This window comes from Henriciella litoralis, assembly GCF_002088935.1.
GTDB classification, from domain to species: Bacteria; Pseudomonadota; Alphaproteobacteria; order Caulobacterales; family Hyphomonadaceae; genus Henriciella; species Henriciella litoralis.
The window spans coordinates 1,035,357-1,059,489 of record NZ_NCSS01000006.1 but is presented as its reverse complement, the minus strand read 5'-3'; the positions used below and the strand labels follow the sequence as shown (position 1 = coordinate 1,059,489).

Here is a 24,133-nt window from a genome sequence, read left to right as displayed (position 1 = left end):
AGGAGATTTTTCAGATGTCCAATACCCTCGCTGTGCCGTTGCCTTCGCTCAATCTCATTGGAGACCAGCATTTAGCTGCAGCCCAGGGAGGTGAGCTGGAGAATATCAACCCGGCAACGGGACAACGTCTCAACATGATCCCTCGCTCGACGTCTGAAGACGTCGATCTCGCCGTGTCCACCGCGCGCAGGACTTTCGACAGCGGAAGCTGGTCGCGTATTTCACCTCGAACCCGCCGCACTGTGATGCTGAAATGGGTTGAGCTGATGGAACGGGATCGGGAAGTGCTGGCACAACTCGAAACCACGGATGCGGGCAAGCCCATCGCCAACACGCGGTCCGCTGACATCCCTCTGTCCATTGATGCGGTTCGTTACTACGCCGAAGCCGTCGACAAGATCACAGGGGAGGTAGGCCCGAGCGGTCCTGATCGTTTCTCCTATGCCGTCCACGACCCATTGGGCGTTGTCGGCATTATCGTTCCCTGGAATTTTCCTTTGTTGATGGCGATGTGGAAGATTGCGCCAGCGATTGCCATGGGCAACAGCGTGGTCGTGAAGCCATCCGAGCTTACGTCGCTGTCGATCCTGCATGTCGCCAACCTTGCCCTGGAAGCAGGTGTGCCACCGGGCGTGATCAACATTGTCACGGGGCTGGGCGAAGAGGCTGGCGCGGCGATCTCGCGGCACATGGATGTCGACATGATTGCCTTCACCGGTTCCGGCGGCGTGGGGCGTCAGCTCATGAGGGATTCCGGCGACAGTAATCTGAAACGCGTGGCGCTTGAGCTTGGGGGAAAGTCCCCGAATATTGTTCTGGAAGATTGTGAAGATCTGGAAGCGGCCGCACGGGGCGCAGCGTGGGGGATTTTCTACAATCAAGGACAGGTCTGCACAGCAGGGTCACGTTTGCTGGTGCAGAGATCGATCCACCGCGAATTTGTCGAGAAATTGCTGGAAGTCGCAGCACAGATACATCCTGGCGATCCGATGAAGTCTAAAACCGAACTGGGTTCGGTGATCAGCGAACAACATCTGTCGCGCATCCTGGGGCATGTGCAACAAGCTCTGACGGATGGGGCTGAACTCTTGCTGGGCGGCGAGAGAGCACTGGAATCGAGCGGCGGCTTTTACATGCAGCCGACGGTCTTCGACCAAGTTGACCCTCAATGGGCGCTGGCCCGAAAAGAGGTCTTCGGTCCTGTTCTCGCAATCATCCCGTTTGATAGCGAGGATGATGCTTTGGCTATTGCGAATGGCACTGAGTACGGCTTGGCTTCCGGTGTCTGGACGGGGTCCATCTCCAAGGCTCACAGATTTGCACGGGAACTGCGGGCGGGACTGGTGTGGGTCAATGGCTGGGACGCTTGCGACATTACGATGCCGTTTGGTGGCTTCGGACAGTCAGGGTTCGGTCGCGATCGAAGCCTTCATGCTCTGTACAAATATGCTGACCTCAAATCGGTGAGCTTCAGCTTCGACGCCTGAGGCGGAGACGAACCCCGCCGGTTTGCGGTCGCTAAGCGAGAATTGTCAGCGGATTTGTATTGATGCGGTCGTTCTGGGCGGCCCGTAAATCCGCTCCGCCGCTTCCAGAAATCACCTGAGATCCCAGGCCGATCAGGTCGGGTGTCTTAAAGCTGCGTAAGCACGTCTCGCCTACTCCAATCTTGGATATTCCGGATAAGCTGTCTGCGAACGGGGGAGGAGGCAAGGCCAGGTGAGTTCATATTCATATTATAGCGTCATGCCGCACCGTGTGGCTGTCACGTGCCCCGAATGTGGAGGTGAAGCTGCTTTCGAGTATGCGGAACGCGTCAGGATAAAGACGAACGATGATCTTCGTTGGTTTGAAAAATCGAAACACTTCGATTGCCTGAAGCAGGCAGGTGCGGATGGGCAGAACTATCATGCAGCGATCTACTACCATCAACTTATGGGCAATACCCTCCGGACGATAAGCGATCTTCCGCGCGGCTATAAAATCGAGGACTGGGCACATTCGGAACATAAGTTCCGTCCCTTGAGCGATTGGCGGGGGACACTCGTCTGCGGCTCCTGTGGCAAACGCAGCAAGCATACTCTGGACTGGCCAAGGGAAGCCTATTTTCAAATTGAGTATCGGAATCAGAATTTGTGGGCATTTGATCGCGCAAGCACCGCAGAGTTGATAGACTATATCTGCGCGTCGCACCGAAGGCAGGATGATTTTGTCTATTGGCCGTTCCTGATGAGAATTCCTCACGTCTTCCTGACAAGGCAGGCGCGAGAGACGGTCGTGAAGCGTTTGAGAAAGAGACTAGCGTGAAATGGACACCGCAGCGAAACTCGAGGAAGGCAACGAGATCCGTCTGATCTGCTGGCGGGATTGGTATGACGGTCCGGTGTCCGGGCTCGCGCAATGGGCAGGCAAAGACGTCTGGTTCCACCTCAACAGCGATGCTGGGGAAGAGATCCGCACCTATGAGATTTTTGCGCTTACGTCGGAACAGGTCGCGGAATGTCTGGCCTGGTTTGAAGAAAAGCGCGAATGGTTCGAAACACGAGCGCCGCACATCCGGAAGATAAGACGCGACATTGCCGACACAGCCGAACAGGAACGCCTGATCCCAGTGCAAGAGTTGGGTTTACGGGAGTGGAATTGCCCTGAGATAGGCTCGCCTGCCATTGCGCAATTTACCGACGATTATGTGGGGGCTGGCTGGTTCGATGCCGAGCGATGGTGCCCGATGCAAGACGAACCAGATCCGACCTAGGAAAAGCCATTTTTTTACGTCGTGATAAGCCGGATCGAGCTTATCGAACGTTTTATCAGGGGGACTATATTCATGAGACTTATATTGGTTGCGGCATTGTCCATGCTCGCTCTGAGCAGTCAGGCGGAACCTGCTTGCGACTTTCAGGAAGACATGTGCTTGGCGCAAGAAGCGTTTGAAGCGGTCGACGCGCAAATGGAACAAACGCTGGCAGCTATCGAGACCAAAATCGAGAGTAACGGGTTCGAGGATTACATGGTCGAGCCTGATGACATCCGCGACAGTCTGGAGCTGGGGCAGACATCCTGGTCGAGTTATCGAGATGCGCATTGCGCCGCCGTCTTTCGCCTGATGAGCGGCGGCACCACCCGCCATGAGGATGAGCTGGTCTGCCTTGCAGAGCTGACCGCGGCGCGGACTACGCAATTGCAGTCGCTTTATGAGGTGACGACGGACACGATTACAGATGACGATCTCAGCTGGCTGAATGGCGTCTGGTTTGAGAGCTGCGGCGCCAAACAGGCTTCATTCCGGTTCTATGTGGACAGCGATGGTGTTTATGCCGAAGTGGCTCCTGATGCGGACATGCCTTTCGATGAAGACCAGTTGACGAAAGCGGACATTCTTCTTGCCCGCAACGGTTTTATAGAAGTGACGCCGTATGGCTGGGACAATCTCTTCTTGCGGGTCAAATCTGCTGGTGAAGATCACATCATCGGAGACCTGGTCGAAATTTTTCCCAATAGCGTCGCTCCGATTGAAGCGATTGATCTTGTCCGATGCTGGGCCGCGCCGGATTCAGATGAATGAACGTAACGGAAGATGATGTTTTAGGTGTTCTAAAACAGATCGAGACGGGCGATGTGACGCTTGTACCTGATTACGATCCGCAGGAGCGTATCAATGGCGATGTTTCATATCGCGCCAGCAATGGCTGGACGATCGAAGTATCCAATTGGAGCGGTGAGTTCGCCGGGATCGTGGAGATTGGCCTTCCGAATGGCAGCGTTCTGGATATTGACCACCTTGATCGACACATGCCTGGGGTCGCCGAGTATTTTCCCGATGAAGACGTCGCCTGGCGCGCCTATCGCATGAAAGCCGTTGAGACAGGTTTCATCTATCTTTCCGATGACAAGCTTGGCCGGTTTGCGGACGCCAAAGAGGGGACGGTGGTGTCGAACCCGTCCCGAGAACCGCCATGGATCATTGTGGATCACAGCCTACGGGATGTGACGGTCGCTCGCTGGCCGGGCCGGCTTTGGCTGGCGCGGGTTCTGGACAGGCTGGAGCCACAGGATCATCGCGGAAACTATACACGATGCGTTTCGGTGAAGATCGTCCGGGAGATGCCGACGCACAATCTGTTCGGTCCGTATGGTGAGCAGGTGGAGCGGGCCCTGCGTTTCGCAGGCGGCCTTGATCGCGAAGGTGCTGAAAGGCTCGCGGGGCATCGTCATCCGGACGCAGCAGACCTCACCTCTCAAGGCTGGCATCGCTGGCAGGCATTGGCGACGGGAACGGACAATACGCCGGACCGGGACATGCGCGGGGTCGTAAGAGCGGCGAATAATCTGAAATCACCTGTCGGCCACGGACTGTCGCTTGCTCATCGTGCTGTCTGGGATGCGGCCGAGCGGATCGATGGGGCTGCAGCTTTTGAGGAAGACGAAGACGAACGCTGGCTCATAGGCCCGTGGGCGGCGGCCGGCAGCGCCATGCTTGAAACCGTCTGGGGGCTCGGCGCGCCGGACCTGTTTGACGAGGCGGAGCGGGAGGTCCTGCTTCAGGCCTGGGACAGGCGCGAGGGGTGAGAAAAGGCTGGCGACGTCACATCTGGCCCCTGCATTAAGGGCAACGCACGAGAGCAAACTCACCCGGTTGGGCGCGTAATCTTCAAACGCTGGGCAATCATTATCACCTGATCGAAGGGCATAGTTGATGGATATTCTGGGTCACTATCTTGCCGAGGAAGGCGATCCGTTCGGCCAGACAGGTGCAGATATCTGCTGATTTTTCATCCCCTTTGGCCTCACATATCAGCGTAACCCTTCACCCGCAGCAGCGTACCCGATGGTCGTACGCTCGCCCCACATCATCATGTGGTTACAAGAACGGGTCACACCTTTTAGGTGTCGTATCATGCTCAGGAATCTCTTTGCCATTGCTATCTGGAGTCTGGCGACTCTCTGCCTGACTATTCAAGTCGTCCATGCTGATCCGCCTCCAAAAGAAATAGAAGGCATGGGACTTACCTTTGTGCCCGATGGAGAAAACGCTGGCGACCCGGCAAAGGGGGCTGACAACTTTTTCAGTGCCTCATGTGGATCAGATGCCGAAAATCGGCACGCATGCGATCCTTATCACGGTGATACACAATGCCACCAACAAAGGCCGTTACTCTGTTTTCGGGACATTGATGCACCGGTACCTGAAACATTGGATGACCCGCTTTACTGGACGGGGGGAATTTTTGCATCAACGCCGCCTCAACGGGGAAATCGGTTCAAAGCGCTGGCAGACGCAAATGCCTTTTGCGCGTCAACATTCGGTGAAGGCTGGCGTGTGGCGAGCTTTCATGATGGAGGTGGCTGGACCCTCAAAGGCTATGGTATGCCAAGCTCCGGAAACTCCCGGGTCTGGATCGATATCAAGGATCAGCCTGATGCGACGTGTTGGTCCAGATAAAACTGATTTTCTATAGGGGTCTGAGGTTCACAGCAGATACCCGAGGGGGTGTTCTCACTTATGTCCAGATGGACAATTATTATTCTGAGCCTGATGAGCGCTGTCATTTCAGGTGGTGTGGTTGGCGGGCTATTTTTGGTGTTCGGCCTGCACGGCCCAGCAAACAGAGCTGTCGGCCCTGACCCTTATGGCGCGGGAAGCGGCTATCGAGCTCTGTTGAATTTCCAGTGTCGTTACGGCCAGACCAAGCATATTCTGATGAACGGCGTTGACGACAATTTCCAAGCCAACACCCCTGAGCCATCGCGAAATAGCGGTCGTTTATCTGCGTATCCGGGACATTTTTATAATTTCCCTGTTCGGCGACAATATGATGAACCCGGACAGGACAAGGTTCTGATTGATTTCTTCGAGATGCCCCCGCGTATCTCAAGCGGGCTGTTCGTTACCCGCATCGCCGATCCAGATCGGGAAAGTAACGACTATCTGGCGCTGGGAGATCTTAGCCTTCCCGGCCACAACGGTGAGTTCTACAACCCCAACGCATTTCACAACCACATTCAGACCCTATCTGATGTGCCGGGCTGGAGCAGGACGCCCGACAATGTGTTTTCGGCACGCCTGAAAGACATCAGGTTCAAGTCTAATGATCCTGACCAAGATTATGGTGCATTTCGAGAATACTCCGACCTTCTGTCTTTTTTGCAGAAGGATGATGGCCCTGTGACTTTGGAAATACTGTTTTACGACGACACAACCGCAGATTTCTCGGCGATGGCTGTCTGCTCAGAGCCCGCCCAACCCGCGGGACTAACTTTTGCACCCTACAAACCAACAAGCGACACCAGCGTGGATTTTCAGTTCCTGGCCTGTAACAGTGTATGGACCTCTCCGCACTGCAATCCGATCTACGGAGACAGACTATGCAGCGATGCTCTGCCTCTAGCCTGTTTTATAGACACCAGATCGTCAGTGCCAACCATGTCCGCCGACATACCGGAAGACGTCAGGGTTTTTGTCGCTAATTTCTGGGTTGGCGGGGAGATAGATTTCACGCCGCCCGTAAGAGGGGATAAATTCGGCACACTCTCAGAGGCCAATGCCTATTGCGCAGAACAGTTCGGCGCAGACTGGCGAGTGCTTGATTATCATCAGGGCAGTTTCAGCGCTGTGGCGGCCCCTCGATCCGCACACGACCCGGAGGACAGGGTATGGATCGACATCAAAGACCAGCCACACGGGACATGCTGGGCACGTGATACACTTCCCCCAGCTGATGAGGCATTGAAGTGACCGAAATTGTCAGGGTTGGCATTCTGGAAGACAATTTCAGTATGCGTGCGCATTTCTCAAAAATCGTTGCGCGTTCTGAAAAACTGTCACTCGCCTTTGCCGCAGAAACCCTTTTAGAAGCGCGCCAAATGTATCAGGTGCATCCAAGCGATATCTGTCTGGTCGACCTGCAGCTTCCTGATGGAAGTGGGATGGATTTTGTCGCCGATCTCCAGGAAACAAAAAAAACAAAAGCGCTTATTCTCACTGTGCTCGGAGATAAGGTCAGCGTGCTGGCTGCTTTGCAGGCGGGAGCGCAAGGATATCTGTTAAAGGATACGCCGCCTTCTCAGATCGAACAGGCGATTGAATCCGTGATGTCTGGTGACAATCCGATCAGCCCCCAAGCGGCAACCCACCTTCTGACACTCCTGAAAACCACCGCCGAGGCCGAACCTTTGCTCCCAGTGGCGACGGAAAGCACTATTACACCACGTGAAAAGGACATCCTGGTGATGTTCTCCCGGGGCCTCTCCTATCAGGAGACAGCAGACGTTCTGGAGATAAAGCTCAACACAGTCAGGGAATACACCAAGTCCATTTACCGCAAACTGAGCGTGCATTCACGCAATGAGGCGATATTCGAAGCACTTCAGAGCGGTCTGATCGACATCAATCCGTGACGGGGCTCGCCGCCCTGTTCTCAGGTTCGACCGTAAGCTGTATCCGCACTCCCCCGGACGCGCTTTCGCAAATATCCAGCTTCCCGTTTAGTATCCGGGCCCGGTAACGCATGTTCTTGAGGCCCTGACCCGCAGCAGGGTCACCGCCTGTCGCGAAACCAACGCCATTGTCCGCAATGGTGATCACGAGATCATCACTTTCAGTCTCGCGGCAAATAGAGATAAACAGCTCATCGCAGTCGGCGTGACGCATAGCGTTCGTTACAGCTTCCTGCATCAGCCGGTAAATGTTGAGGATAGCTGCGGGGCCGAAATATGTCGGAACAAACGGATCAGACTGTTCCCATCGCAACGCGATACCTTCAGCAATGAGCTGCGCCTGGGCGCGAGCCTTGAATGTGACAAGTGCGCTGTCGAAGGATCCTTCAGAATGATCCATGGAGTCGACGATCAGGCGGAGGTCATTGAGACCATACTGAAGGTCATTCTCAATTTCAGCTGAACTTATGTCTCCGCCCCGCACCCGCACGAGCAGCGAGAGAAGCTGTCCACCAATGCCATCATGAATATCACGGGTCAGACGCTGGCGTTCTTCGAGTCGACCTTTTGCTTTCAGGCCTTCCTCAATTGCAGCTTCCTGCGCCGAGATGATGGCCTGCTGCCTGGAAACCACTTTCTGGAGTTCCGCCTGCGACCGCTTGGCAAGACGTCTGTCCTCAAGCAATGACGTCAAGCCTGCGTATACCCCAAACGGGGTGAGCCCGGCCACGATAAGATAAGTCAGTAACTGCGCCGACGGCGGCCGCTGGATAGGCAGAAGAAAAGCAACTGCAATCAGGCTGGATGCGATCCCCACCCCCCACAGACCCATGAGTACGGGGCGATCATTCATCGGCAGGCATCGCGCCAGACCAAGGCACGAAAGTCCCATTATGCCATACGTGGAAAGCGCGAGGTCTGTCTGCAAACCGGCTATGGGCAAGCGGTGCGCCGTGCTCAGATACGCTAAAACGATGAGGCCCGAACCGATCAGCATCAATGGAAGGTAGACGCCAAACCTCGCCCGAACGAAGAAGCCTGCCGCGGCCAAAAAGACAATGATTGCCCCGGTCGCCATCTGAACGAAATGCAGGATCTTAAGCCCACCAGCCTGTCTGGCCTGAGCATCAAGAAAGTCATCTCTGCGGCCAACAAAAAGCTCAGGTAACCCTGCATATGAGAGGTCCGGAGTTACAACAATCGTCAGTCTGTTTATCCCGGACTGATAGGAATCGACCGGAATATCCAGTAAGATGTACCGCCGCGCCAGGCCGGGAAAATGAACATCGGCATCGGTGTCCGAGCCAACTCTCACACCGTTCAGATAGACCTCTGTTGCGCCCCCGACATAGGGCGCAAAGACCTCGCCGCCTTGAGGCGGGACCTGGTCTACCGTGAAGGCGTAAGTGTACTGACGACGTGTTCTGATGGGAATTTTAAAGGCTGAGTTGAGGTCATAGACCTCCTCATTCACCATTCGCCGACGAAAGGGGCCCGGGCCCGAATGCGGCAGGACACTCACCTCTTTAGCTTCAATCTTTTGTGAGGAAAGGTCCGGGAAGCGCTGGGCCGCAAAAATGAAAAACAGGGCCATCACGGCGGCGACACATGCTGCCATCAGCATGGTGCCCATCAGTGGCCGGCGTCTGTTTTCTGGAGCGTCTGAAGCGGTTTTCATTGTGGTCTGATAGCAGACTTGGCCAGCATACCCATAAGTAAACACTCAGGTTTCGCGCTTTGCCACATGATCATGTGAGTGTGCCCAACCGCCAGTTCGTTATGCGGAAAGGACGTTAAAGAACAACAGAACTGGAAACACGATGACGAACAAACGCGTAATCACAATCGCCTCAACGGGCATGATAACCGCCCTCTTGATGAGCTCAACGGCTCATGCCCAACAACTTTCAGGCAATGTGCTGACCAATGGTGGATTTGAAGACGACGTCATGCCCACGTACGGAAACCATACGACCGTAAATCAGAACAACCAGCCGACTGGCTGGACGTTTGGTTCTGGCGACCAGCCGAATATTGTTAAAGTGGATGGCCCGGGCGGGCAGGCAACATGGTACACAACCGGGCCGGATTCTGATGCGACAAATGCCGGGGCTGGCGTTGACCGCCAGTATCTGGATATCGCCAACGGTCGGAACAATTTTTACCAGACTTTCAAGCCAGAATGCACAGGTGAAGTCAAATTCGGGGGCGCGTTTTCCAATCGCGGTGGCACAGCAACCGGTTCAATTTCCATCAGGAATGGTGATGGCCTGAACGGGAGTGTTGTCGGGCAAACCAATACAGTGACGGTTGCCGGTGGCCCCCCGGTCGGACGTCCATGGCTGCCAGCAGATTTCACAACAAATGTGGTGGCCGGTCAGACGTATAGTTTCGTAGTCGACATGAACGACGAAGCGAATTTCGATGAAGGCTATGTGAAGTTCGTCAAAGGTTGTGGCGCTTATCCACCCGAAGGTGGCGGCAATACCGGAGGCTTGACTGGCAATCCTGGCATGCCAGCCGGTCCGCTCATTGAAATGGAACTGGAAATGGCCGATCCAAGCATATTCGATGTGCCATCAAATCCGGACCTGCCAGGCTGTTGCTCACCCTGGACCGAAGACAAGCTGAAAAGCTCGCTGAAGTATCAGGGCACCGGAAATATCACGGACGCGTACACGCTTCACTATAGCCCGGACGCGTCGATCAATGCGCAAATGGAAGGCTATATAAACTATCTGCATGCCCTTGATCCGGGTGTGACCTCAATCACCGTGAAATTCAAACTGTATAACAAAGATCAGAATCCGAATGCGCCAGGGCTTGGCACTCAGCTTGGCTCTGAGCATTCTTTGACCTGGACCGCCGGCGGGTCATCTGCGCCATCAAATGGCAACGGAAACTTCTTCAGTCTTCCGTCTCAGGCCATGAACATCAATAACTGGTATCGCGTCCAATCCAGTGTGTCGCTCAATAACGGCAAGGAAGCCTTCGGCAAGGAATGCGCGACGAGCGACTTCATGATGAACATCGAAGTCAAAGGCTCCAACATGAAATCGTCGAATGGCGGTGGCGCAACGCTGAAAACAATCGAGAATGGCAAGATGATGAGCAAGAAATTGCAGACAGTCTCGAAAAAACCATCAGTAGGGCGATTTGCACCCCGGAAAAGCTCCGGCATCGAGCGCAAGAACTAAAATCAGATAGTTTCTCTTCTACTCCATCGAAAAGAGCCGCCCCACAGGCGGCTCTTTTTTCGTGCTGTTAGTCCAGGGCGAAGCCGTCTCCAGCATGGCAAAGCGCTCAATTCCGTTTCAATTTGAAAGCGACGTTCCGGAGCATTCGGCGTGCTACGAGCAAAGATTCAATATCGCTCGTCATGATCGTCACGGGCAGAGCTGAGCCGCTCGTGCAGGTAGCGGCTTGGCGGCTTGCCGACCATCTTTCGAAACATGGTCACAAAACTGCTGGCGCTTTCATAGCCGAGATCCATCGCAACGGCCTGGACCGTCTCGCCAGCACTCAATTGGCGCAAGGCGAGGATGACATGCAGCTGACGGCGCCAGCGACCGAAGCTCATGCCCACTTCTTCGGTCAGCAGACGGCTCAGGCTGCGCTCGCTGAGCGCGACGCGGGAAGCCCACTCTGCGACGGTTGCGTGATCGGCAGGCGCCGCGATCAACAGGTCAGTGAGCTTCTTCAGGCGCGGGTCACTGGGGATTGGAAGGCGGAGGTCTTCGACCGAGGCCATAGCCAGCTCATCAAAGATAACCGAAACGATCCGGCCGTCTGGGCCATCGACGTCATAGAGCTCAGGCAGCACGCTGGCCCGCATCAGCAAATGACGAAGAAAGCTCGACACTGTGATCGTGCAGCATTCGGTTGGCAGGTTCGGGGTCTCAGGAGGGTCGATGAAGAGGGACGTGCACTCTACCTCGCCTGACCCGAAAACGGTATGGGGCAGCCCGCCGGGGATCCACACGGCGCATTGCGGCGGCACTATCCAGACAGCGTCGTCAACTTCGCAGTTGATGACGCCGCGGACCGTGAAAATCAATTGCGCTTTCTTATGGTGGTGCCGTGGTGACAGCTCCAGGGCCTCAAGATTGGCGACAGCATTGGCCGCGACGAGTGCGCGGGGGATCTCATCGACATGCGACAGCCAATCGCTACGGACGTCCAGATACATCAAGGGCCTCGGGGTTATCCGGTTTGGCTGTATTGAAACATATAATGGCAGGATTGCGCAATGACGCCATTTGTCGGCTGATCTATTGGATTCAGAGAGAAGGGGCGGCGCCATCTGCCCGATCGAGTCCATTCGGACAGGAGATTTGATGTGATCGACAATAATCCGGTGAAGCTTGCAGTTGCATGGATCATCCCAGCCGTCGGTGCTGCGCTGTTCGTCACGATCCAATGCTTCTCGTTTCTGAACGGCTACGTTGCGAGCGGAGGCACGATGGAAGCCATCACGTTCGACGCTGCTGCATTGTGGGGCGTCTCTATTTTTTATGGCGCTTGGGCCCTGCCGCCATTGCTCGCGTTTGCCGCAACGCGCGCGGCTGACTGGGCCATGCTTGTCCTTGGCGGTCTTCTCGTCATCATGAGCACGCTCGCCGGCGTAGCGGACGGCTTGCGCGATGGCAGCCATCTCGTTGGCCTGGAACTGTTAGCCGTTACGCTTCCGGGCATGGTCGCACTGATCATGTCGTGGCGCCACATCCGCTCGAATTGACCCCCTCCATCCCGCAAGGAGACGATATATGCCTGTGGACAATAGAAATTTCCCGCTCGTCTGGATGAGCTATGATGAAGCACCTGATCACGATCACGATGAGGACTTCGAGGCGTTGGAGGCGAGCTTTGAGCGTGGCGAGCCTTTCGTGATCCTGACGGATAATGCGCCGACTGAAGAGCACCACCACAGCCAGGAAGAAAAGAAGCGCACCGTGCTGTGGATGAAGAAACACAAGGGTGACCTGCGGACACTGGTGCTGGCGATGATCGTGATTGAGCCAAACGCCGCCAAGCGTATGGCCTTCAAGCCTTTCGGCATGGCCTTTGCCAAATTCTGGGGCTATCCGATGAAGCTCGCCTCGTCTCGGGAGGATGGAATAGCGCTCGCCGAAAAACTGTTGTCGGAGCGCGCCGGGGCTGCAACAGCCTGACAAGCAACTAAGCGAGTGACGGCTTGGAGGCGTTGGCGTGCTTCCTCGATGTAACTGGTGTCTGAGCCCATCTGAAAGCGGCCACCCTCTACCGCTGTGAAAAGCGCGCCTGAAGGAAGAGGGCACTGGGTCTGTGCTGTATCCTCCAATTTCCCTGCCTGACCACAAGCTGCAAATACCAGACAGACAAGTTCGGACATGAAGAAAGCTGGCCGAGTTTTCGTCTTCATTCCTTCCGGCTGATATCCCACAATAAAATTGACACTGTGCGTGCCAAATTCTATTTGTGAGCTTGAGGGAGATCAATAGCCGCGTGTCTTGGAAGAGTGTTATTTCACCGATCGTGAGCGGCTACCTCACCAGCGCGGCCAGACTCCAGCGTCGCCGCGCTGCGGCCCAAAGTCGCCGCAAAAGGAAGGGGCTCATGAGGACAGTCGACTATTTCCACGATGTCGCAGACCCTTATTCCTGTCTGACGGCGCAGGTACTTCCGGCGCTGGCTGAGCGATATAACATCGTGCTCAAGCCTCATCTGGTATCACCTCCGCCTGACTGGGCCGCGCCGGACCGCGAACGACTGATTGCCTATTCACGCCTTGATGCCGCCCGCCTTGCTCGCAAAGCAGGGCTTTCGTTCAAGGATCCGGGGCGTCAGCCTTCGGACGAGGCTTGCGAAAGGGCCCGTGCCGGGCTCGCTGCAGCCATTGGCGAGGGGCGATTTACCGCCGATGCATCTTGGATCAGCGCGTGGCTTTGGACGGGCCTTGGACGCGGACCCGACGCATCGTTGAATCCGGCTCAAATGTTAGAAGAGGGTGACCGGCTTCGAGATGAAATCGGTCATTATCTTGGCGCGACGTTTCATTATGAGGGCGAATGGTATTGGGGGATCGACCGGCTCCACCATCTGGAGGCGCGTTTATGGGAAGAGGGCGCTGTATCCGGGCAGGCGCCGCATGGCCTTATCTATGAGCCGCCGACGGTCTCCGAAAATCCAGCCAAGGCAGGTTTCACAAACGCGCCGGACCTTCACTTCTACCTGTCTTTTCGTAGTCCCTATACGGCCATTTCCGTGCGCCGCGTGAAGGCGCTTGCCGATGCCTATGGGGCCAATCTGAAGCTTCGCTTTGTCTTGCCCATGGTGATGCGAGGCATGCAGGTGCCACGGGCGAAGGGGCGTTACATCATTCAGGATACCGCGCGTGAGGCGCGCCGGCTTTCAGTGTCGTTCGGCAAGGTCTGCGACCCGGTCGGGGAGCCGGTCGAGCGTGGCTATGCGATCCTGCCTTGGGCGATTGAACAGGGCCGGGGCTTTGCGTTCGCGGAGAGTTTCCTGCGCGGCGTCTGGGCAGAGGGCCTTAATGCCGGCTCCGATAAGGGTCTGCGAAAGATCGCAGAGCGGGCAGGTCTGAACTGGGATGACGCCAGACCGCTGATCGGAAAAGACCATTGGAGAGCGGAGGCTGAAGACAATCGAACCGAGATGATGTCGCTCGGCCTCTGGGGGGTGCCGAGTTTTCGGTTCGGCGAAGTTGCGACCTGGGGACAGGACCGTTTGTGGGTGATCGAGGATGCGATGAAGGCCTCGCTGGCTGCGGGTTGATCATGAACGTGGGGCAAGGGGGAAGATGATGAAGTGGTTTCTGCGCGGCGCAATTGGACTTGTTGTTCTGCTGGTTTTAACCGGCGTCGCATTCAAGGTTTTTCAGGCAAGGATTGGCGCTACCGTCTTCGAACGTATGGCTGGCAGGCTGGTTGGAGTTGATCAGGCAGACGCGCTGGACGACGGCCTTCATGTCTATTTCTGCGGCACGGGGTCACCGCTCCCGGACCCGGAACGTGCAGGGCCATGTCTCGGCGTTCTCGCTGGCAAAACTGCTCTGATTTTCGATACCGGCTCAGGAAGCTTGCGCAAGCTCATGCGGATGGGGTTTCCGGTTGGTGAAACGGACATGGTCTTTCTGACCCATCTGCATTCAGATCATATCGATGGCCTTGGCGAGATGATGCTTCAGGCCTGGATCGGCGGGTCGCGGACCACGCCGGTGATGATTTCTGGCCCGGAAGGAACGGGCGAAGTAGTGGATGGATTTGTATCGGCTTACCGGATCGATGCGGGATACAGAACGGCGCATCATGGGGACGCAGTTGCCAACCCATCAGGGTTTGGGGCCCGAGTGAATGAGATTTCGCTGCCTGAGAGCGGTGCAATAGAGGTTTTTTCAGAGGGGGGCGTGCGTGTGCAGGCCTTCCTCGTCAATCATGAGCCTGTTGCGCCGGCTTTCGGCTATCGCATCGACTATAAGGGGAGGTCGATCACCATCAGCGGGGATACGGTCCAGAGTGAAGCGGTGAGGGACGCCGCCAAGGGGAGCGACCTTCTCATTCACGAAGCGCTCAATCGTGACATGGTGGCGGTGATGTCGGAAGCGGCCGCCCGAAATGGTAATCCCGAACTTTCCAAGGTTTTCAGTGACATACTGGATTATCATACGAGCCCGTCTGAAGCCGCAGAAACAGCGCAGGCGGCGGGCGTGGAAGCGCTGGTGCTGACCCATATCGTGCCACCGCTTCCAACGCCGATGCTCTATCCTGCATTTCTTGACGGCGCAGGTAAGAAATTCGATGGTAAAATTCAGGTCGGTGAGGATGGGATGATGATCAGCTTGCCAGCAGACAGCGACCGGATGATCCGCCGCAACTTGCTCAACTGAAGACTCCGGAGACGCGGTGAATGGTGGAGAAGAGCAAACCTGACCTGAAAATTTTGCGCGAGGATGAGGCCGATGATGGCCGGAAGGCCCGCAGTCAGCGTAGCCGCGCACAGATCGTCGATGCCCTGTTTGCGCTCATCGACGGGGGGGACATGGACCCAAGCGCGGCCAAGGTTGCGGAAGAAGCCGGCGTCGGCCTTCGCACCGTGTTTCGCCATTTCGACGATATGGACGGGCTCTATCGGGAAATGGCCGAGCGGCTGGAGGCTGAAATCCTGCCTGTCGTGATGACGCCATGGACAGCGTCGACCTGGCGCGAGCGTGTCATAGAACTCATCGAGCGCCGCGCACAAATTTACGAACGGATCATGCCGCTCAAGATCGCTGCGGGCCTGCGGCGTTTTTCTTCGCCCCAGCTTGGTTACGCCTATCGCCGCTTTCTGGTGATGGAGCGGGCGGGGCTGAAAGGGATATTGCCGCAAGGCGTTGCCGAGGATGAGGTTCTGCTCGGTGCGCTGGAGCTGCTGACGGGGTTTCAGGCCTGGCGGAGGCTGCGTCACGACCAGGAGCTTTCAGCCGATCAGGCCAGGGCAGTTCTAATTCATTCGGCCAAAAGCTTGCTGAAAGACATCGATAGATCGGACTAATTGGGCCAGTAGATGACTTCCTCGCCGGATCTCAATTTTTCGGAGAGTGGGAGATCCACGGCGACAGGGCCTTCGAGTGTATAAGAATAGAGCGGCTCGCGTGCGCCTTCCTGATGAGCATCGAGCAGGGCCTTCATCTCTGCCACAATATCAGGGCGCTCATCGGCGAGATTCACCTGCTCTGTTGGATCAGTAGACAGGTCGTATAGCCAGACCTTGTCCGGCCGCTGACTAACCTGCAGCTTCCAGTCCCCGCGCCGAACACTCTGATAGTACGCGCTCTGCCAGAAGATGGGATGATCTGGGTTTGGCTCTGCTTCACCTGTCGCCACGCTCAGAAGATCCCGGCCATCAATCTCGACGCCTTCCGGCAGCGGCGCGCCGCAAGCTGAAGCCAGCGTCGGCAGGAGGTCGATATGAGCGAACGGCGCGGAAACGGTGCGACCTGCCTCTATGCGTGCCGGCCAGCGCATGAAAAGGGGCACACGAATGCCGCCTTCGAAAAGGGTGAGTTTCCAACCGCGATAAGGGGCGTTGATGTCGGGCAGGCCTATATAGCCAGGGCCGCCATTATCGCTTGAGAAGACCACAATTGTATTTTCGGCCAGCCCTTCCTCATCCAGCGTGTCCAGTATGTCCCCGACGCTGCGATCGAGGGCACGGATCATCGCGGCATAGACGCGGAGGCGGTGCGGTTCGAGGTTGCCGACAGCCTCATAGTCTTCGCGCGTCGCCTGTAGTGGTGTGTGGACCCCCCAATGCGCGAGGTAGAGAAAGAAGGGCCTGTTGCGATTGGCGCGGATCACATTCTGCGCTTCTTGGGTCCAGTAATTTGTGAGATAGCCGCCCGGCTCAAACCAGTCGCTTTCATTATAGCTCGCGGCATATTGCATTCTCGCCCAGAGGAATTTGTCGACCGGGTCGAAATCAAGGCGCGCATTCACCACTTCGGGATCGTCTTCCGGCAAGTAGAGCCCGCTCGCCATAAGAAGGCTCTCGTCAAAGCCTTGTGCATTCGGACCAAACTCAGGTCCGCGCCCGAGGTGCCATTTGCCGATGTGGACGGTGTGGTAGCCAGCATCACCGAGCACTTCAGCAAGGGTGACTTCGGACCCGGGAAGTCCTTGTTGTTCGAAAGGTGGCGAGGTCGCCGCGGCTGCTTCGTTCCATTCGATGGGTGGAATACCGCTTTCATGCGATCGCGAGACGCTAGAGATAATGCGGCCCATCCCGTTTGGCGTGGGGGTGAACTCAAAGCCGGTGCGGGTCGGATACCGCCCCGTCATCAGCATGGCCCGCGATGGCGCGCAGCTCGCCGTGCCGGAATAGGCATTGGTGAAGATCACGCCTTCGCGCGCCAGCCGGTCGATATTGGGTGTCTTTATCGCGCCGCCGGCGACACCGCCTCCGAAGGTCGAAATGTCGTTAAAGCCAAGATCATCGGCGAGGATGAATATGACATTCGGCGCGCGTGCCGACGGGCTGGAGGTCTCCTCGGTGGGGCCTTGTTGCCAGTCAATCTGACGGTTTTCGGCAACGTCCTGCTTTCCCGTATGAGACGCGATGAAGAGGATGACAGCCTCCCGGTTGAGCCAGGCCAGCCCAAGCCCGGCGAACAGGACAATCACGACAGCAAAAACAATCTTCTTCCACATGGTCTCAGGCTTTCTAAGAGGAGGGCCAGTCAGGACGTGATCGTCTGAGGCTCTTGAGGAGGCGGACCCCCGGCCAGCAAACGGCAATAAGGACGAGCAAGAGCAGGACCGGCACCCACCAGAAGGTCCGTAGCTGCCGCATTTGCGTATTATGGGTAAGAATGGCGTGACTATCGTAACCTTCGGGCACTTCGAGAACGCCGACCTTCGAGCCGTAAGCCTCATAGTCCGCCAGCATGCTCGCCATCAGCTCCGGTCGCGCCGCGGCAAGATCGTTTACCTCTCCCGGGTCGCTGGCGAGGTCATAAAGCCGCCACTTGGCATCGCCCCAGGGAAGCTGATTACGGGTTATCTTATAATGGCCCCGGATGAGCGCTGAATTGCCGGACACTTCGATCCCGATAGGCTCCTCCGCTCCATACACGGCCTCTGCCTCGCCCGCGAGAAGCGGTACAAGGCTGCGTCCTGTCATGGGGACGCCATCTGTGGACTCACCTTCTACACCTGCCATTTCAAGGAAGGTGGGGGCGATGTCGGTGACCTGGACGAGGGCGTCCTGGCGAATACTTTCCGGCAGGTTCGGCCCCGCCATAATCATCGGCACATGGATGCCGCCTTCCGCGCCGTGAAACTTGAACAGATTGCCGGGCGAGGCGGCGGCCATGGCAAATTCCGGACCGATGAAGCCCCAGCTTCCCTTCTCGCCGATCCCTTCAAGATCAAGATGGTAGCCGTTGAATTTCATCCAAAGCTTCAGGCGCCAGTCATTGTCGCCGCGGTTCGGTTCTGGTCCATTGTCTGATGTCACGAGGAAGACAGTGTTGTCGTATTTGCCTGAGGCTTTGAGGTGTTCGATCAGCCGGCCTATGTGAAGGTCCATGGCCTCAAGCATCGCTGCATTGACCGCCATTCGGGCGGCATAGAGCTCTCTGTCTTTGGCGCTGAGCTCCTCCCAGCGGCGCATCCCGTCTGGTAGCGGGGCAAGGGGGGCATCTGCGGGGATGAGGCCAAGCGCTTTTGCCCTTTGCCAGCGCGCTTCCCTCATTTCCTGCCAGCCGCCTGAATAGGTATCGCGATAGCGCGCCGTGATCTCTGCAGGGGCCTGAACCGGAATGTGCACGGCCTGAAAGCCGAGATAGGCGAAGAAGGGCTTCGATGTGTCTGTTTCCGACAGATAGTCGATCATCCTGTCGACAATGAATTCCGAGGAATAGAAATCGTCAGGAAGGTCGGCGGGCTTGCCATCCTCATACCACGGAGCCTCGCTGTAGAAGGGCATGTAGGGTTTATCGTCCCAATTGTCTGCGCCAGAGGCATCAAGGGCGAAAGATCGGTCAAAGCCATGATCAGAGGGCAGGTCACCTTGGTCGCTGCCAAGGTGCCATTTACCGGTCATCAGGGTGCGATAGCCCTGCGGCTGAAGCCGGGCGGCGATCGTCATGACGCCTGGCTCAAGCGACATGGTGTAGCCCGGCTGACCAACATGCTCGCGCGGGAGCACTTCGGGGATGGTGGCAACGCCTGTCTGGTGATTGTCGATGCCGGTCAGAAGCATGGCGCGCGACGGCGCGCAGAGCGGTGAGGTGTAGTAGCGCGTGAACATCACCCCGCGCCGGGCCAGCGCATCGATGTTCGGCGTTGCTGCCTCTCCGCCATAGGTGCCGAGGTCCATGAAGGCGGCATCATCAATGAGCAGGATAACAAAATTGGGCGGTTGCGCCTGCTCGCGGACTTCAGACTGAAGGGCGGGCTCATCGGCAGCTGAAAGGCTGCTGAGACCACAAACCGAAGCGAGAAAAAGGATCGCCGAACGCAAAATCAAAATGCACCCCCAAACTAATGGCATTTATAGTGCCATAAGTTTGGGGGTGCAAGCGATCACAATAATCGTGCCGAGAATTCGCATTTGCCATTCGCGCGAAGCGAACTGGCGATGCCGAGGTTCAGACTGTCTTCGCTCTGGGTAAAGCAAGCTCCGCTTTGGCGGTCATCTTGCTCAAAAGAAAATGTGACCTGGAGGAATTGATGGAGCCGACTCGCGAGCAGATGCTCTGGATGTACCAGACGATGGTGGCGAGCCGCCATTTTGAGGACCTGATCAAGCCGGCTTATTTCGAAGGAAAGCAGCCGGTCTTCAACATGGCCAAAGGACCGTTACCGGGTGAGATGCATCTGTCGGACGGACAGGAGCCGTGCGCGGTTGGGGTGTGTGCACATCTGAGGCCGACTGATGCGGTTACGGCAACGCACCGCCCGCACCACATTGCCATCGCAAAAGGCGTGAATCTGAACGATATGGCCTCGGAGATTTTCGGGCGAGCGAACGGCCTGTCCGGTGGGCGCGGGGGCCATATGCACCTGTTCGATCCGCGTGTGAATTTCTGCTGCTCGGGCATTATCGCACAAGGTATGGGCCCGGCAGTCGGGGCCGCGATGGCAGCAAAGTTGCGCGGGCGCGACGATGTCGCTGTCGCCTTCATCGGAGAGGGCGCGGCCAATCAGGGCGCCTTTCACGAGACCCTTAACCTGGCTTCAGTCTGGAAGGCGCCGGTCGTCTTCGTCATCGAGGATAATGCCTACGGCATATCTGTTTCCAAACGACAGGCGACGGCCGTTGAAGGGAATGCCGAAAGGGCGGCGGCCTACGCCATGCCAGGGCATTTTGTACCGGACAATGATCCCGATGAAGTCTTCCGGGTCGCCGGGGAAGCTATTCAACGTGCCCGATCCGGCGGCGGGCCGAGCCTTATCGAGATCGAGACGATCCGGCTTGAAGGCCATTTCATGGGTGACGCCGAAGGCTATCGCCCCGAAGGCGAGAAGACCTCGCTGCAGGAGAAGGACCCGATCACCCGGTATCGCGCGCGGCTGGAAAGCACGGGCGCGGCTGCTGGCGATCTCGACGCGCTCGAAGAGGACGCAAGAAGCCGGGTCGCTGCTGCCTTCGATCATGCGCGCCAGTCCGCGTCGCCGAAGCCGGACGACGCATTCACAACAGTTTTTGCCTGAGGACCGACATGCAGGAAAAGAAACGTAAACTGACGATCGCGAAGGCCATGGCTGAAGCCATCTCATTAGAGATGCGTGCCAGCGATGACGTGCTCGTCATGGGGGAAGACATTGGCAAGCTTGGCGGCGTGTTTGGCAACACGCTCGGCCTGCTGGATGAGTTCGGGCCGGAGCGTGTCCGCGACACGCCGATTTCAGAGACCGGCTTCATCGGCGCTGCTGTAGGCATGGCCGCAGCCGGCATGCGGCCTGTCGTCGAACTCATGTTCGTCGACTTTTTCGGCGTGTGCATGGACTCGATCTACAATCTTGCGGCCAAGCAGAGCTACTTTTCTGGTGGCAATGTGACCTGTCCGATGGTGCTAATGACGTCCGTAGGTGGCGGGTATGGCGATGCGGGGCAGCACTCCCAGACGCTCTATGCCACGTTCGGGCATTTGCCGGGCCTGAAAGTCGTTATCCCATCGAACGCCCATGATGCAAAGGGGATGATGGCCGCAGCGATCGCGGACCCGAACCCTGTCATCTTCATGTACCACAAGGCGCTTCAGGGCATGGGCTGGCTCGGCACCGTCCAGCGATCGATCACCCATGTGCCAGAGGGGCGCTACACCGTACCGCTCGACAAGGCCGAGGTTGTCAGGACCGGGCGCGACATCACCCTGGTGGGGCTCGGGCATACCGTTCATATAGCTCTCGATGCCGCCGCTGCCCTTGAGGCGAAGGGCATTGAGGCGGAGGTGATCGATTTGCGCTCCATCGCGCCACTGGACCGGGAGACCATCCTGGCGTCGGTCGGAAAAACGGGCGCCCTCCTGAGCATTGATGACGACTACCACTCCTATGGCGTGGGCGCGGAGATCATCGCAACCGTGGCAGAAAGCGAGAAAGTACGCCTCAAGTCACCGCTGAAACGTATCTCCTATCCAGATATTCCTGTGCCGTTTGCGCCGGAAATGGAACATGCCGTCCTTCCCAATTGTGACAAGGTGGTCAGTACCGTATCGGCCATGCTGGAGGCGCGCGCTCATGTCTGATGTTCGTATTCCTCAAGACTGCTGGGATGATGATAGCGAAGGCGCAATCTCGACCTGGTTCTTCGACTCTGGCGACATGGTCGAGAAGGGTGACGTGCTCTGCGAGGTCATGAATGAAAAGGTCGCGACCGAGATCGAAGCGGCTGATGGCGGCAAGCTGACGATCAAGGTGGAAGCTGAAGCCGCCGTGCAAAAAGGCGAGCTTATCGCGACGATCGAGAGCGCGTAATGGCCGAGGCTCAACCGTTCCGCGGCGTCCGCAAGGTGATCGCCGATCGCATGATGGCCTCCTTGCAGGGCAGCGCGCAGCTCACCTATCACGGCGATGCCGACATCACCGCGCTAATGCAGATGCGGCGTGGCTGGAAAGAGCAGGGCGAGCCGGTCAGCCTTGAAGCCTGCGTGATCTTTGCACTTGCAAAGACCCTTCGCGCATTTCCAGCCTTCAATGCCACGGCCGATGAGCGGTCGATCACGATCAGTGAACCGATTGACCTTTCGATCGCCATCTCAACACCCGCCGGACTGATGACGCCGGTCGTGAAAGATATCGGCGGCGACAGTCTGAAAGCTCTGGCTGACAAGCGCCGGGACCTGATCGGGCGCGCCATGTCTGGAAAGCTGGCCGTGTCAGAGATGAAAGGCGGCAGTGTCACCCTGTCCAATCTCGGCCATACGCGCGTGCGCTATTTCACGCCGATCCTGAATGCCGGACAGGTGGCTTTGCTTGGCGTCGGACGGCTTGAGGAGAAGGTCTCGCTGGACACTGAAGGCGGACTATCGGTCAGGCAGCTCCTGCCGCTGTCACTGACGGCCGATCACCGTATCATCGACGGAGAGCCGGCCGGCCTGTTTCTGGACAGCCTCTGCAAGACGCTTGAGGCGTTTGATGCTGCGCCCTGACGCGCCGGACATCGTTCGGTTTCAGGCGCCTGCCGGTCTCGACAATGAAGAGCAACTTTTTCAGCAAGCCTTTGGCGCGGACGCTGAGCGGTTCAGCCTGTCCTTTTGGCAGCAATCAAAGTGCCTGGTCGTCCCTCAGCGCTGGCAGTCAATGCCCGACATTGATGCTGCGCAAACCATTGCCGCCGCGAAAGGATGGCCCGTCACATTCCGCCGGTCCGGCGGGGCCTGCGTGTTTCACGGACCGGGCGTTCTATGCGTGTCCGGCATATTGGCCAGCAAGCGCGATCCAGTGCCGGTCGACCGGATCTATGAGGACTTTGCAAACGGGCTTGGCGCGGCGGTCTCGTCGCTGGGGGTAAGCGGTGTTTCTATCGGCTCTGCACCTGACGCGCCCTGCGATGGCCGGTTCAACCTGCTCGTGGATGGTCGAAAACTGGCCGGGCTGGCGATGCGCCGGCGAATGCGGGATGCCACAACAGTGACCCTGGTGCATGCCTGTCTCTGGGTAGGCGGGGCTCTGGAGGAGCCCATTGCCGCGATCAACCATGTCGAAAGCCGGCTTGGCTTACCGGGCATCTACCGGACAGAAGCTTGCATTACGCTGGCCGAAGCGACAGCCTGGACGGGGCGGCTCGACAGCCTGAGCATGGCGTTTGCAGACGCCGCGCTCAGCGCCGTCTTCATGCCTACATGCTGAGGAGGCGGGTGAAGCCGCCGTCCACGACAATGGATTCGCCGGTGACATAGCTCGACGCGTCACTTGCGAGGAACAGCATCGCGTTTGCGATCTCCGATGGTGATCCAACCCGCTTCAGGGCCACGGTCTGCGACAGCGCCTCGCGCAGCGCTTCTTGTCCGCCCGGGGCGAGTCCTTCTTCGGCGCGTTTGAGCATCGGTGTATCGATCAGGCCCGGGTGGACCGTGTTCACGCGGATGCCGAACGCGGCGAGATCGTTTGCTGCAGCCCGGGCGAGGCCCAGCACGGCCATCTTGCTGGTGGTGTACGGGCTGGTATTGCCGAAGGCGCGAAGGCCATTCACCGATGATGTGATGACGATGCTACCACCGCTCGCCTGCATGGCGCGGCCGAACACCTGAACGCCGTCAAAAACGGCCCTGACATTCACCTTGAGAACCTGGTCGAAGTCTTTCGGATCGATGTCCAGCAGAGGCGCCATGGGGCCGTCCATGCCAGCATTCAGGATGGCGATGTTCGGGGCGCCGAACTGGTCTGCAGCCTTGGTCAAGGCCCTGTCTAGAGTCGCGCGCTGGGTGATGTCTCCGGCGACAAAAGCGAAGGACGCGCCAAGATCGGCTGCCACGACCTCAAGGCCTGCCGTGTCGCGGTCGATGCCGACGACACTGGCGCCTTCGGCGACAAAAAGGCGGGCCGCCGCCGCCCCGATCCCGCTGGCCGCGCCAGTTATGATGGCGGTTTTTCCGGTTAGTTGCGTCATGAGTAAGTCCTAAAGGAAGGGAAGGGTGCTGACCTCTGCGGATCAGCACCCTTTCAAGTTTGAGCGCTTTCTCCGGCTGGATCGAGCGCCCGGGAGGAAA

Annotated in this window: 24 protein-coding genes; 19 read left to right on the top strand and 5 right to left on the bottom strand. The window is 57.5% G+C overall.

Annotated elements, in window-relative coordinates; genetic code table 11:
- Positions 1-14 precede the first annotated feature (14 nt).
- The 8 genes from B8783_RS08705 (at position 15) to B8783_RS08670 (ending at position 7,398) form a co-directional block, all read left to right on the top strand.
- Positions 15-1,487 carry an aldehyde dehydrogenase gene (locus B8783_RS08705; protein WP_084419787.1) on the top strand — a complete coding sequence of 491 codons (1,473 nt, stop codon included), beginning with the start codon at positions 15-17 and terminating at the stop codon, positions 1,485-1,487.
- 232 nt (positions 1,488-1,719) lie between these two features.
- Positions 1,720-2,307, top strand: a complete 588-nt coding sequence (locus tag B8783_RS08700; protein ID WP_139792307.1) for a hypothetical protein — start codon at positions 1,720-1,722, stop codon at positions 2,305-2,307.
- Between the two features lies 1 nt (position 2,308).
- On the top strand, positions 2,309-2,755 hold the full coding sequence (locus B8783_RS08695) for an uL29 family ribosomal protein (RefSeq protein ID WP_084419785.1): 447 nt from the start codon (positions 2,309-2,311) through the stop codon (positions 2,753-2,755).
- A 72-nt stretch (positions 2,756-2,827) separates the two neighbouring features.
- Complete coding sequence (locus tag B8783_RS08690; protein ID WP_084419784.1) at positions 2,828-3,565, top strand: lysozyme inhibitor LprI family protein; 738 nt, start codon at positions 2,828-2,830, stop codon at positions 3,563-3,565.
- Positions 3,562-4,569, top strand: coding sequence for an SIMPL domain-containing protein (locus B8783_RS08685; RefSeq protein WP_084419783.1), 1,008 nt, complete (start codon positions 3,562-3,564; stop codon positions 4,567-4,569). Before B8783_RS08690 ends, B8783_RS08685 begins: the two co-directional genes overlap by 4 nt.
- Positions 4,570-4,897: 328 nt before the next feature.
- The gene (locus tag B8783_RS18335; protein ID WP_139792306.1) at positions 4,898-5,443 is read left to right on the top strand and encodes a hypothetical protein; all 546 of its coding nucleotides are present in this window, start codon (positions 4,898-4,900) and stop codon (positions 5,441-5,443) included.
- A gap of 60 nt (positions 5,444-5,503) precedes the next feature.
- Positions 5,504-6,736: a hypothetical protein gene (locus B8783_RS08675; RefSeq protein ID WP_084419781.1), complete on the top strand. Its 1,233-nt coding sequence runs from the start codon at positions 5,504-5,506 to the stop codon at positions 6,734-6,736.
- Positions 6,733-7,398, top strand: a complete 666-nt coding sequence (locus B8783_RS08670) for a response regulator (RefSeq protein WP_084419780.1) — start codon at positions 6,733-6,735, stop codon at positions 7,396-7,398. The genes B8783_RS08675 and B8783_RS08670 overlap by 4 nt, the downstream gene beginning before the upstream one ends.
- On the opposite strand, the gene B8783_RS08665 is transcribed toward B8783_RS08670, so the two are convergent.
- Positions 7,388-9,115, bottom strand: coding sequence for a sensor histidine kinase (locus tag B8783_RS08665; protein ID WP_084419779.1), 1,728 nt, complete (start codon positions 9,113-9,115; stop codon positions 7,388-7,390). The two genes, B8783_RS08670 and B8783_RS08665, sit on opposite strands and share 11 nt — an antisense overlap.
- Before the next feature lie 142 nt (positions 9,116-9,257).
- Between B8783_RS08665 and B8783_RS08660 the strand changes: the two genes are divergently transcribed.
- Positions 9,258-10,634: a hypothetical protein gene (locus B8783_RS08660; protein ID WP_084419778.1), complete on the top strand. Its 1,377-nt coding sequence runs from the start codon at positions 9,258-9,260 to the stop codon at positions 10,632-10,634.
- Positions 10,635-10,801: 167 nt separating this feature from the next.
- On the opposite strand, the gene B8783_RS08655 is transcribed toward B8783_RS08660, so the two are convergent.
- The gene (locus B8783_RS08655; protein ID WP_084419777.1) at positions 10,802-11,626 is read right to left on the bottom strand and encodes an AraC family transcriptional regulator; all 825 of its coding nucleotides are present in this window, start codon (positions 11,624-11,626) and stop codon (positions 10,802-10,804) included.
- Positions 11,627-11,776: 150 nt separating this feature from the next.
- Here B8783_RS08655 and B8783_RS08650 point away from each other — a divergent pair, with 150 nt between their 5' ends.
- From B8783_RS08650 to B8783_RS08630, 5 genes are all read left to right on the top strand, one after another.
- Positions 11,777-12,175, top strand: coding sequence for a hypothetical protein (locus B8783_RS08650; RefSeq protein ID WP_084419776.1), 399 nt, complete (start codon positions 11,777-11,779; stop codon positions 12,173-12,175).
- A gap of 28 nt (positions 12,176-12,203) precedes the next feature.
- A complete protein-coding gene (locus tag B8783_RS08645; protein WP_084419775.1) occupies positions 12,204-12,608 on the top strand; it encodes a hypothetical protein in 405 nt (134 codons plus the stop codon).
- A 424-nt stretch (positions 12,609-13,032) separates the two neighbouring features.
- Positions 13,033-14,211 carry a DsbA family protein gene (locus B8783_RS08640; protein ID WP_084419774.1) on the top strand — a complete coding sequence of 393 codons (1,179 nt, stop codon included), beginning with the start codon at positions 13,033-13,035 and terminating at the stop codon, positions 14,209-14,211.
- 28 nt (positions 14,212-14,239) lie between these two features.
- Positions 14,240-15,322 carry an MBL fold metallo-hydrolase gene (locus tag B8783_RS08635; RefSeq protein ID WP_233355722.1) on the top strand — a complete coding sequence of 361 codons (1,083 nt, stop codon included), beginning with the start codon at positions 14,240-14,242 and terminating at the stop codon, positions 15,320-15,322.
- 20 nt (positions 15,323-15,342) lie between these two features.
- Entirely contained in the window at positions 15,343-15,969 is a 627-nt protein-coding gene (locus B8783_RS08630; RefSeq protein ID WP_084419773.1) for a TetR/AcrR family transcriptional regulator, read from the top strand.
- Here B8783_RS08630 and B8783_RS08625 read toward each other — a convergent pair.
- Entirely contained in the window at positions 15,966-17,624 is a 1,659-nt protein-coding gene (locus tag B8783_RS08625) for a sulfatase (RefSeq protein ID WP_084419772.1), read from the bottom strand. The genes B8783_RS08630 and B8783_RS08625 overlap by 4 nt on opposite strands.
- Positions 17,625-17,637: 13 nt before the next feature.
- Positions 17,638-19,446 (bottom strand): arylsulfatase, encoded by a 1,809-nt coding sequence (locus B8783_RS08620; protein WP_233355721.1) that lies wholly within the window; start codon positions 19,444-19,446, stop codon positions 17,638-17,640.
- Positions 19,447-19,646: 200 nt separating this feature from the next.
- Between B8783_RS08620 and B8783_RS08615 the strand changes: the two genes are divergently transcribed.
- From B8783_RS08615 to B8783_RS08595, 5 genes are read left to right on the top strand one after another with little or no spacing between them, the layout of a single operon-like run.
- Positions 19,647-20,633 (top strand): thiamine pyrophosphate-dependent dehydrogenase E1 component subunit alpha, encoded by a 987-nt coding sequence (locus B8783_RS08615; RefSeq protein ID WP_084422006.1) that lies wholly within the window; start codon positions 19,647-19,649, stop codon positions 20,631-20,633.
- Positions 20,634-20,641: 8 nt separating this feature from the next.
- Positions 20,642-21,670, top strand: coding sequence for an alpha-ketoacid dehydrogenase subunit beta (locus tag B8783_RS08610; RefSeq protein WP_084419770.1), 1,029 nt, complete (start codon positions 20,642-20,644; stop codon positions 21,668-21,670).
- A complete protein-coding gene (locus tag B8783_RS08605) occupies positions 21,663-21,899 on the top strand; it encodes a lipoyl domain-containing protein (RefSeq protein ID WP_169711748.1) in 237 nt (78 codons plus the stop codon). The genes B8783_RS08610 and B8783_RS08605 overlap by 8 nt, the downstream gene beginning before the upstream one ends.
- On the top strand, positions 21,899-22,573 hold the full coding sequence (locus B8783_RS08600) for a 2-oxo acid dehydrogenase subunit E2 (protein WP_084419768.1): 675 nt from the start codon (positions 21,899-21,901) through the stop codon (positions 22,571-22,573). The genes B8783_RS08605 and B8783_RS08600 overlap by 1 nt, the downstream gene beginning before the upstream one ends.
- The gene (locus B8783_RS08595) at positions 22,560-23,273 is read left to right on the top strand and encodes a lipoyl protein ligase domain-containing protein (protein WP_084419767.1); all 714 of its coding nucleotides are present in this window, start codon (positions 22,560-22,562) and stop codon (positions 23,271-23,273) included. Before B8783_RS08600 ends, B8783_RS08595 begins: the two co-directional genes overlap by 14 nt.
- Here B8783_RS08595 and B8783_RS08590 read toward each other — a convergent pair.
- Positions 23,263-24,033, bottom strand: coding sequence for an SDR family NAD(P)-dependent oxidoreductase (locus B8783_RS08590; protein WP_084419766.1), 771 nt, complete (start codon positions 24,031-24,033; stop codon positions 23,263-23,265). The two genes, B8783_RS08595 and B8783_RS08590, sit on opposite strands and share 11 nt — an antisense overlap.
- Positions 24,034-24,133 lie beyond the last annotated feature (100 nt).

Excerpts from the sequence above, each read along its gene's own strand:
- B8783_RS08705 (WP_084419787.1), top strand. The coding sequence starts at position 15 with ATGTCCAATACCCTCGCTGTGCCGTTGCCTTCGCTCAATCTCATTGGA.
- B8783_RS08695 (WP_084419785.1), top strand. The coding sequence starts at position 2,309 with ATGGACACCGCAGCGAAACTCGAGGAAGGCAACGAGATCCGTCTGATC.
- B8783_RS08690 (WP_084419784.1), top strand. The coding sequence starts at position 2,828 with ATGAGACTTATATTGGTTGCGGCATTGTCCATGCTCGCTCTGAGCAGT.
- B8783_RS08685 (WP_084419783.1), top strand. The coding sequence starts at position 3,562 with ATGAACGTAACGGAAGATGATGTTTTAGGTGTTCTAAAACAGATCGAG.
- B8783_RS18335 (WP_139792306.1), top strand. The coding sequence starts at position 4,898 with ATGCTCAGGAATCTCTTTGCCATTGCTATCTGGAGTCTGGCGACTCTC.
- B8783_RS08675 (WP_084419781.1), top strand. The coding sequence starts at position 5,504 with ATGTCCAGATGGACAATTATTATTCTGAGCCTGATGAGCGCTGTCATT.
- B8783_RS08665 (WP_084419779.1), bottom strand. The coding sequence starts at position 9,115 with ATGAAAACCGCTTCAGACGCTCCAGAAAACAGACGCCGGCCACTGATG.
- B8783_RS08660 (WP_084419778.1), top strand. The coding sequence starts at position 9,258 with ATGACGAACAAACGCGTAATCACAATCGCCTCAACGGGCATGATAACC.
- B8783_RS08655 (WP_084419777.1), bottom strand. The coding sequence starts at position 11,626 with ATGTATCTGGACGTCCGTAGCGATTGGCTGTCGCATGTCGATGAGATC.
- B8783_RS08645 (WP_084419775.1), top strand. The coding sequence starts at position 12,204 with ATGCCTGTGGACAATAGAAATTTCCCGCTCGTCTGGATGAGCTATGAT.
- B8783_RS08640 (WP_084419774.1), top strand. The coding sequence starts at position 13,033 with ATGAGGACAGTCGACTATTTCCACGATGTCGCAGACCCTTATTCCTGT.
- B8783_RS08635 (WP_233355722.1), top strand. The coding sequence starts at position 14,240 with ATGAAGTGGTTTCTGCGCGGCGCAATTGGACTTGTTGTTCTGCTGGTT.
- B8783_RS08630 (WP_084419773.1), top strand. The coding sequence starts at position 15,343 with ATGGTGGAGAAGAGCAAACCTGACCTGAAAATTTTGCGCGAGGATGAG.
- B8783_RS08625 (WP_084419772.1), bottom strand. The coding sequence starts at position 17,624 with ATGTGGAAGAAGATTGTTTTTGCTGTCGTGATTGTCCTGTTCGCCGGG.
- B8783_RS08610 (WP_084419770.1), top strand. The coding sequence starts at position 20,642 with ATGCAGGAAAAGAAACGTAAACTGACGATCGCGAAGGCCATGGCTGAA.
- B8783_RS08605 (WP_169711748.1), top strand. The coding sequence starts at position 21,663 with ATGTCTGATGTTCGTATTCCTCAAGACTGCTGGGATGATGATAGCGAA.
- B8783_RS08600 (WP_084419768.1), top strand. The coding sequence starts at position 21,899 with ATGGCCGAGGCTCAACCGTTCCGCGGCGTCCGCAAGGTGATCGCCGAT.
- B8783_RS08595 (WP_084419767.1), top strand. The coding sequence starts at position 22,560 with ATGCTGCGCCCTGACGCGCCGGACATCGTTCGGTTTCAGGCGCCTGCC.
- B8783_RS08590 (WP_084419766.1), bottom strand. The coding sequence starts at position 24,033 with ATGACGCAACTAACCGGAAAAACCGCCATCATAACTGGCGCGGCCAGC.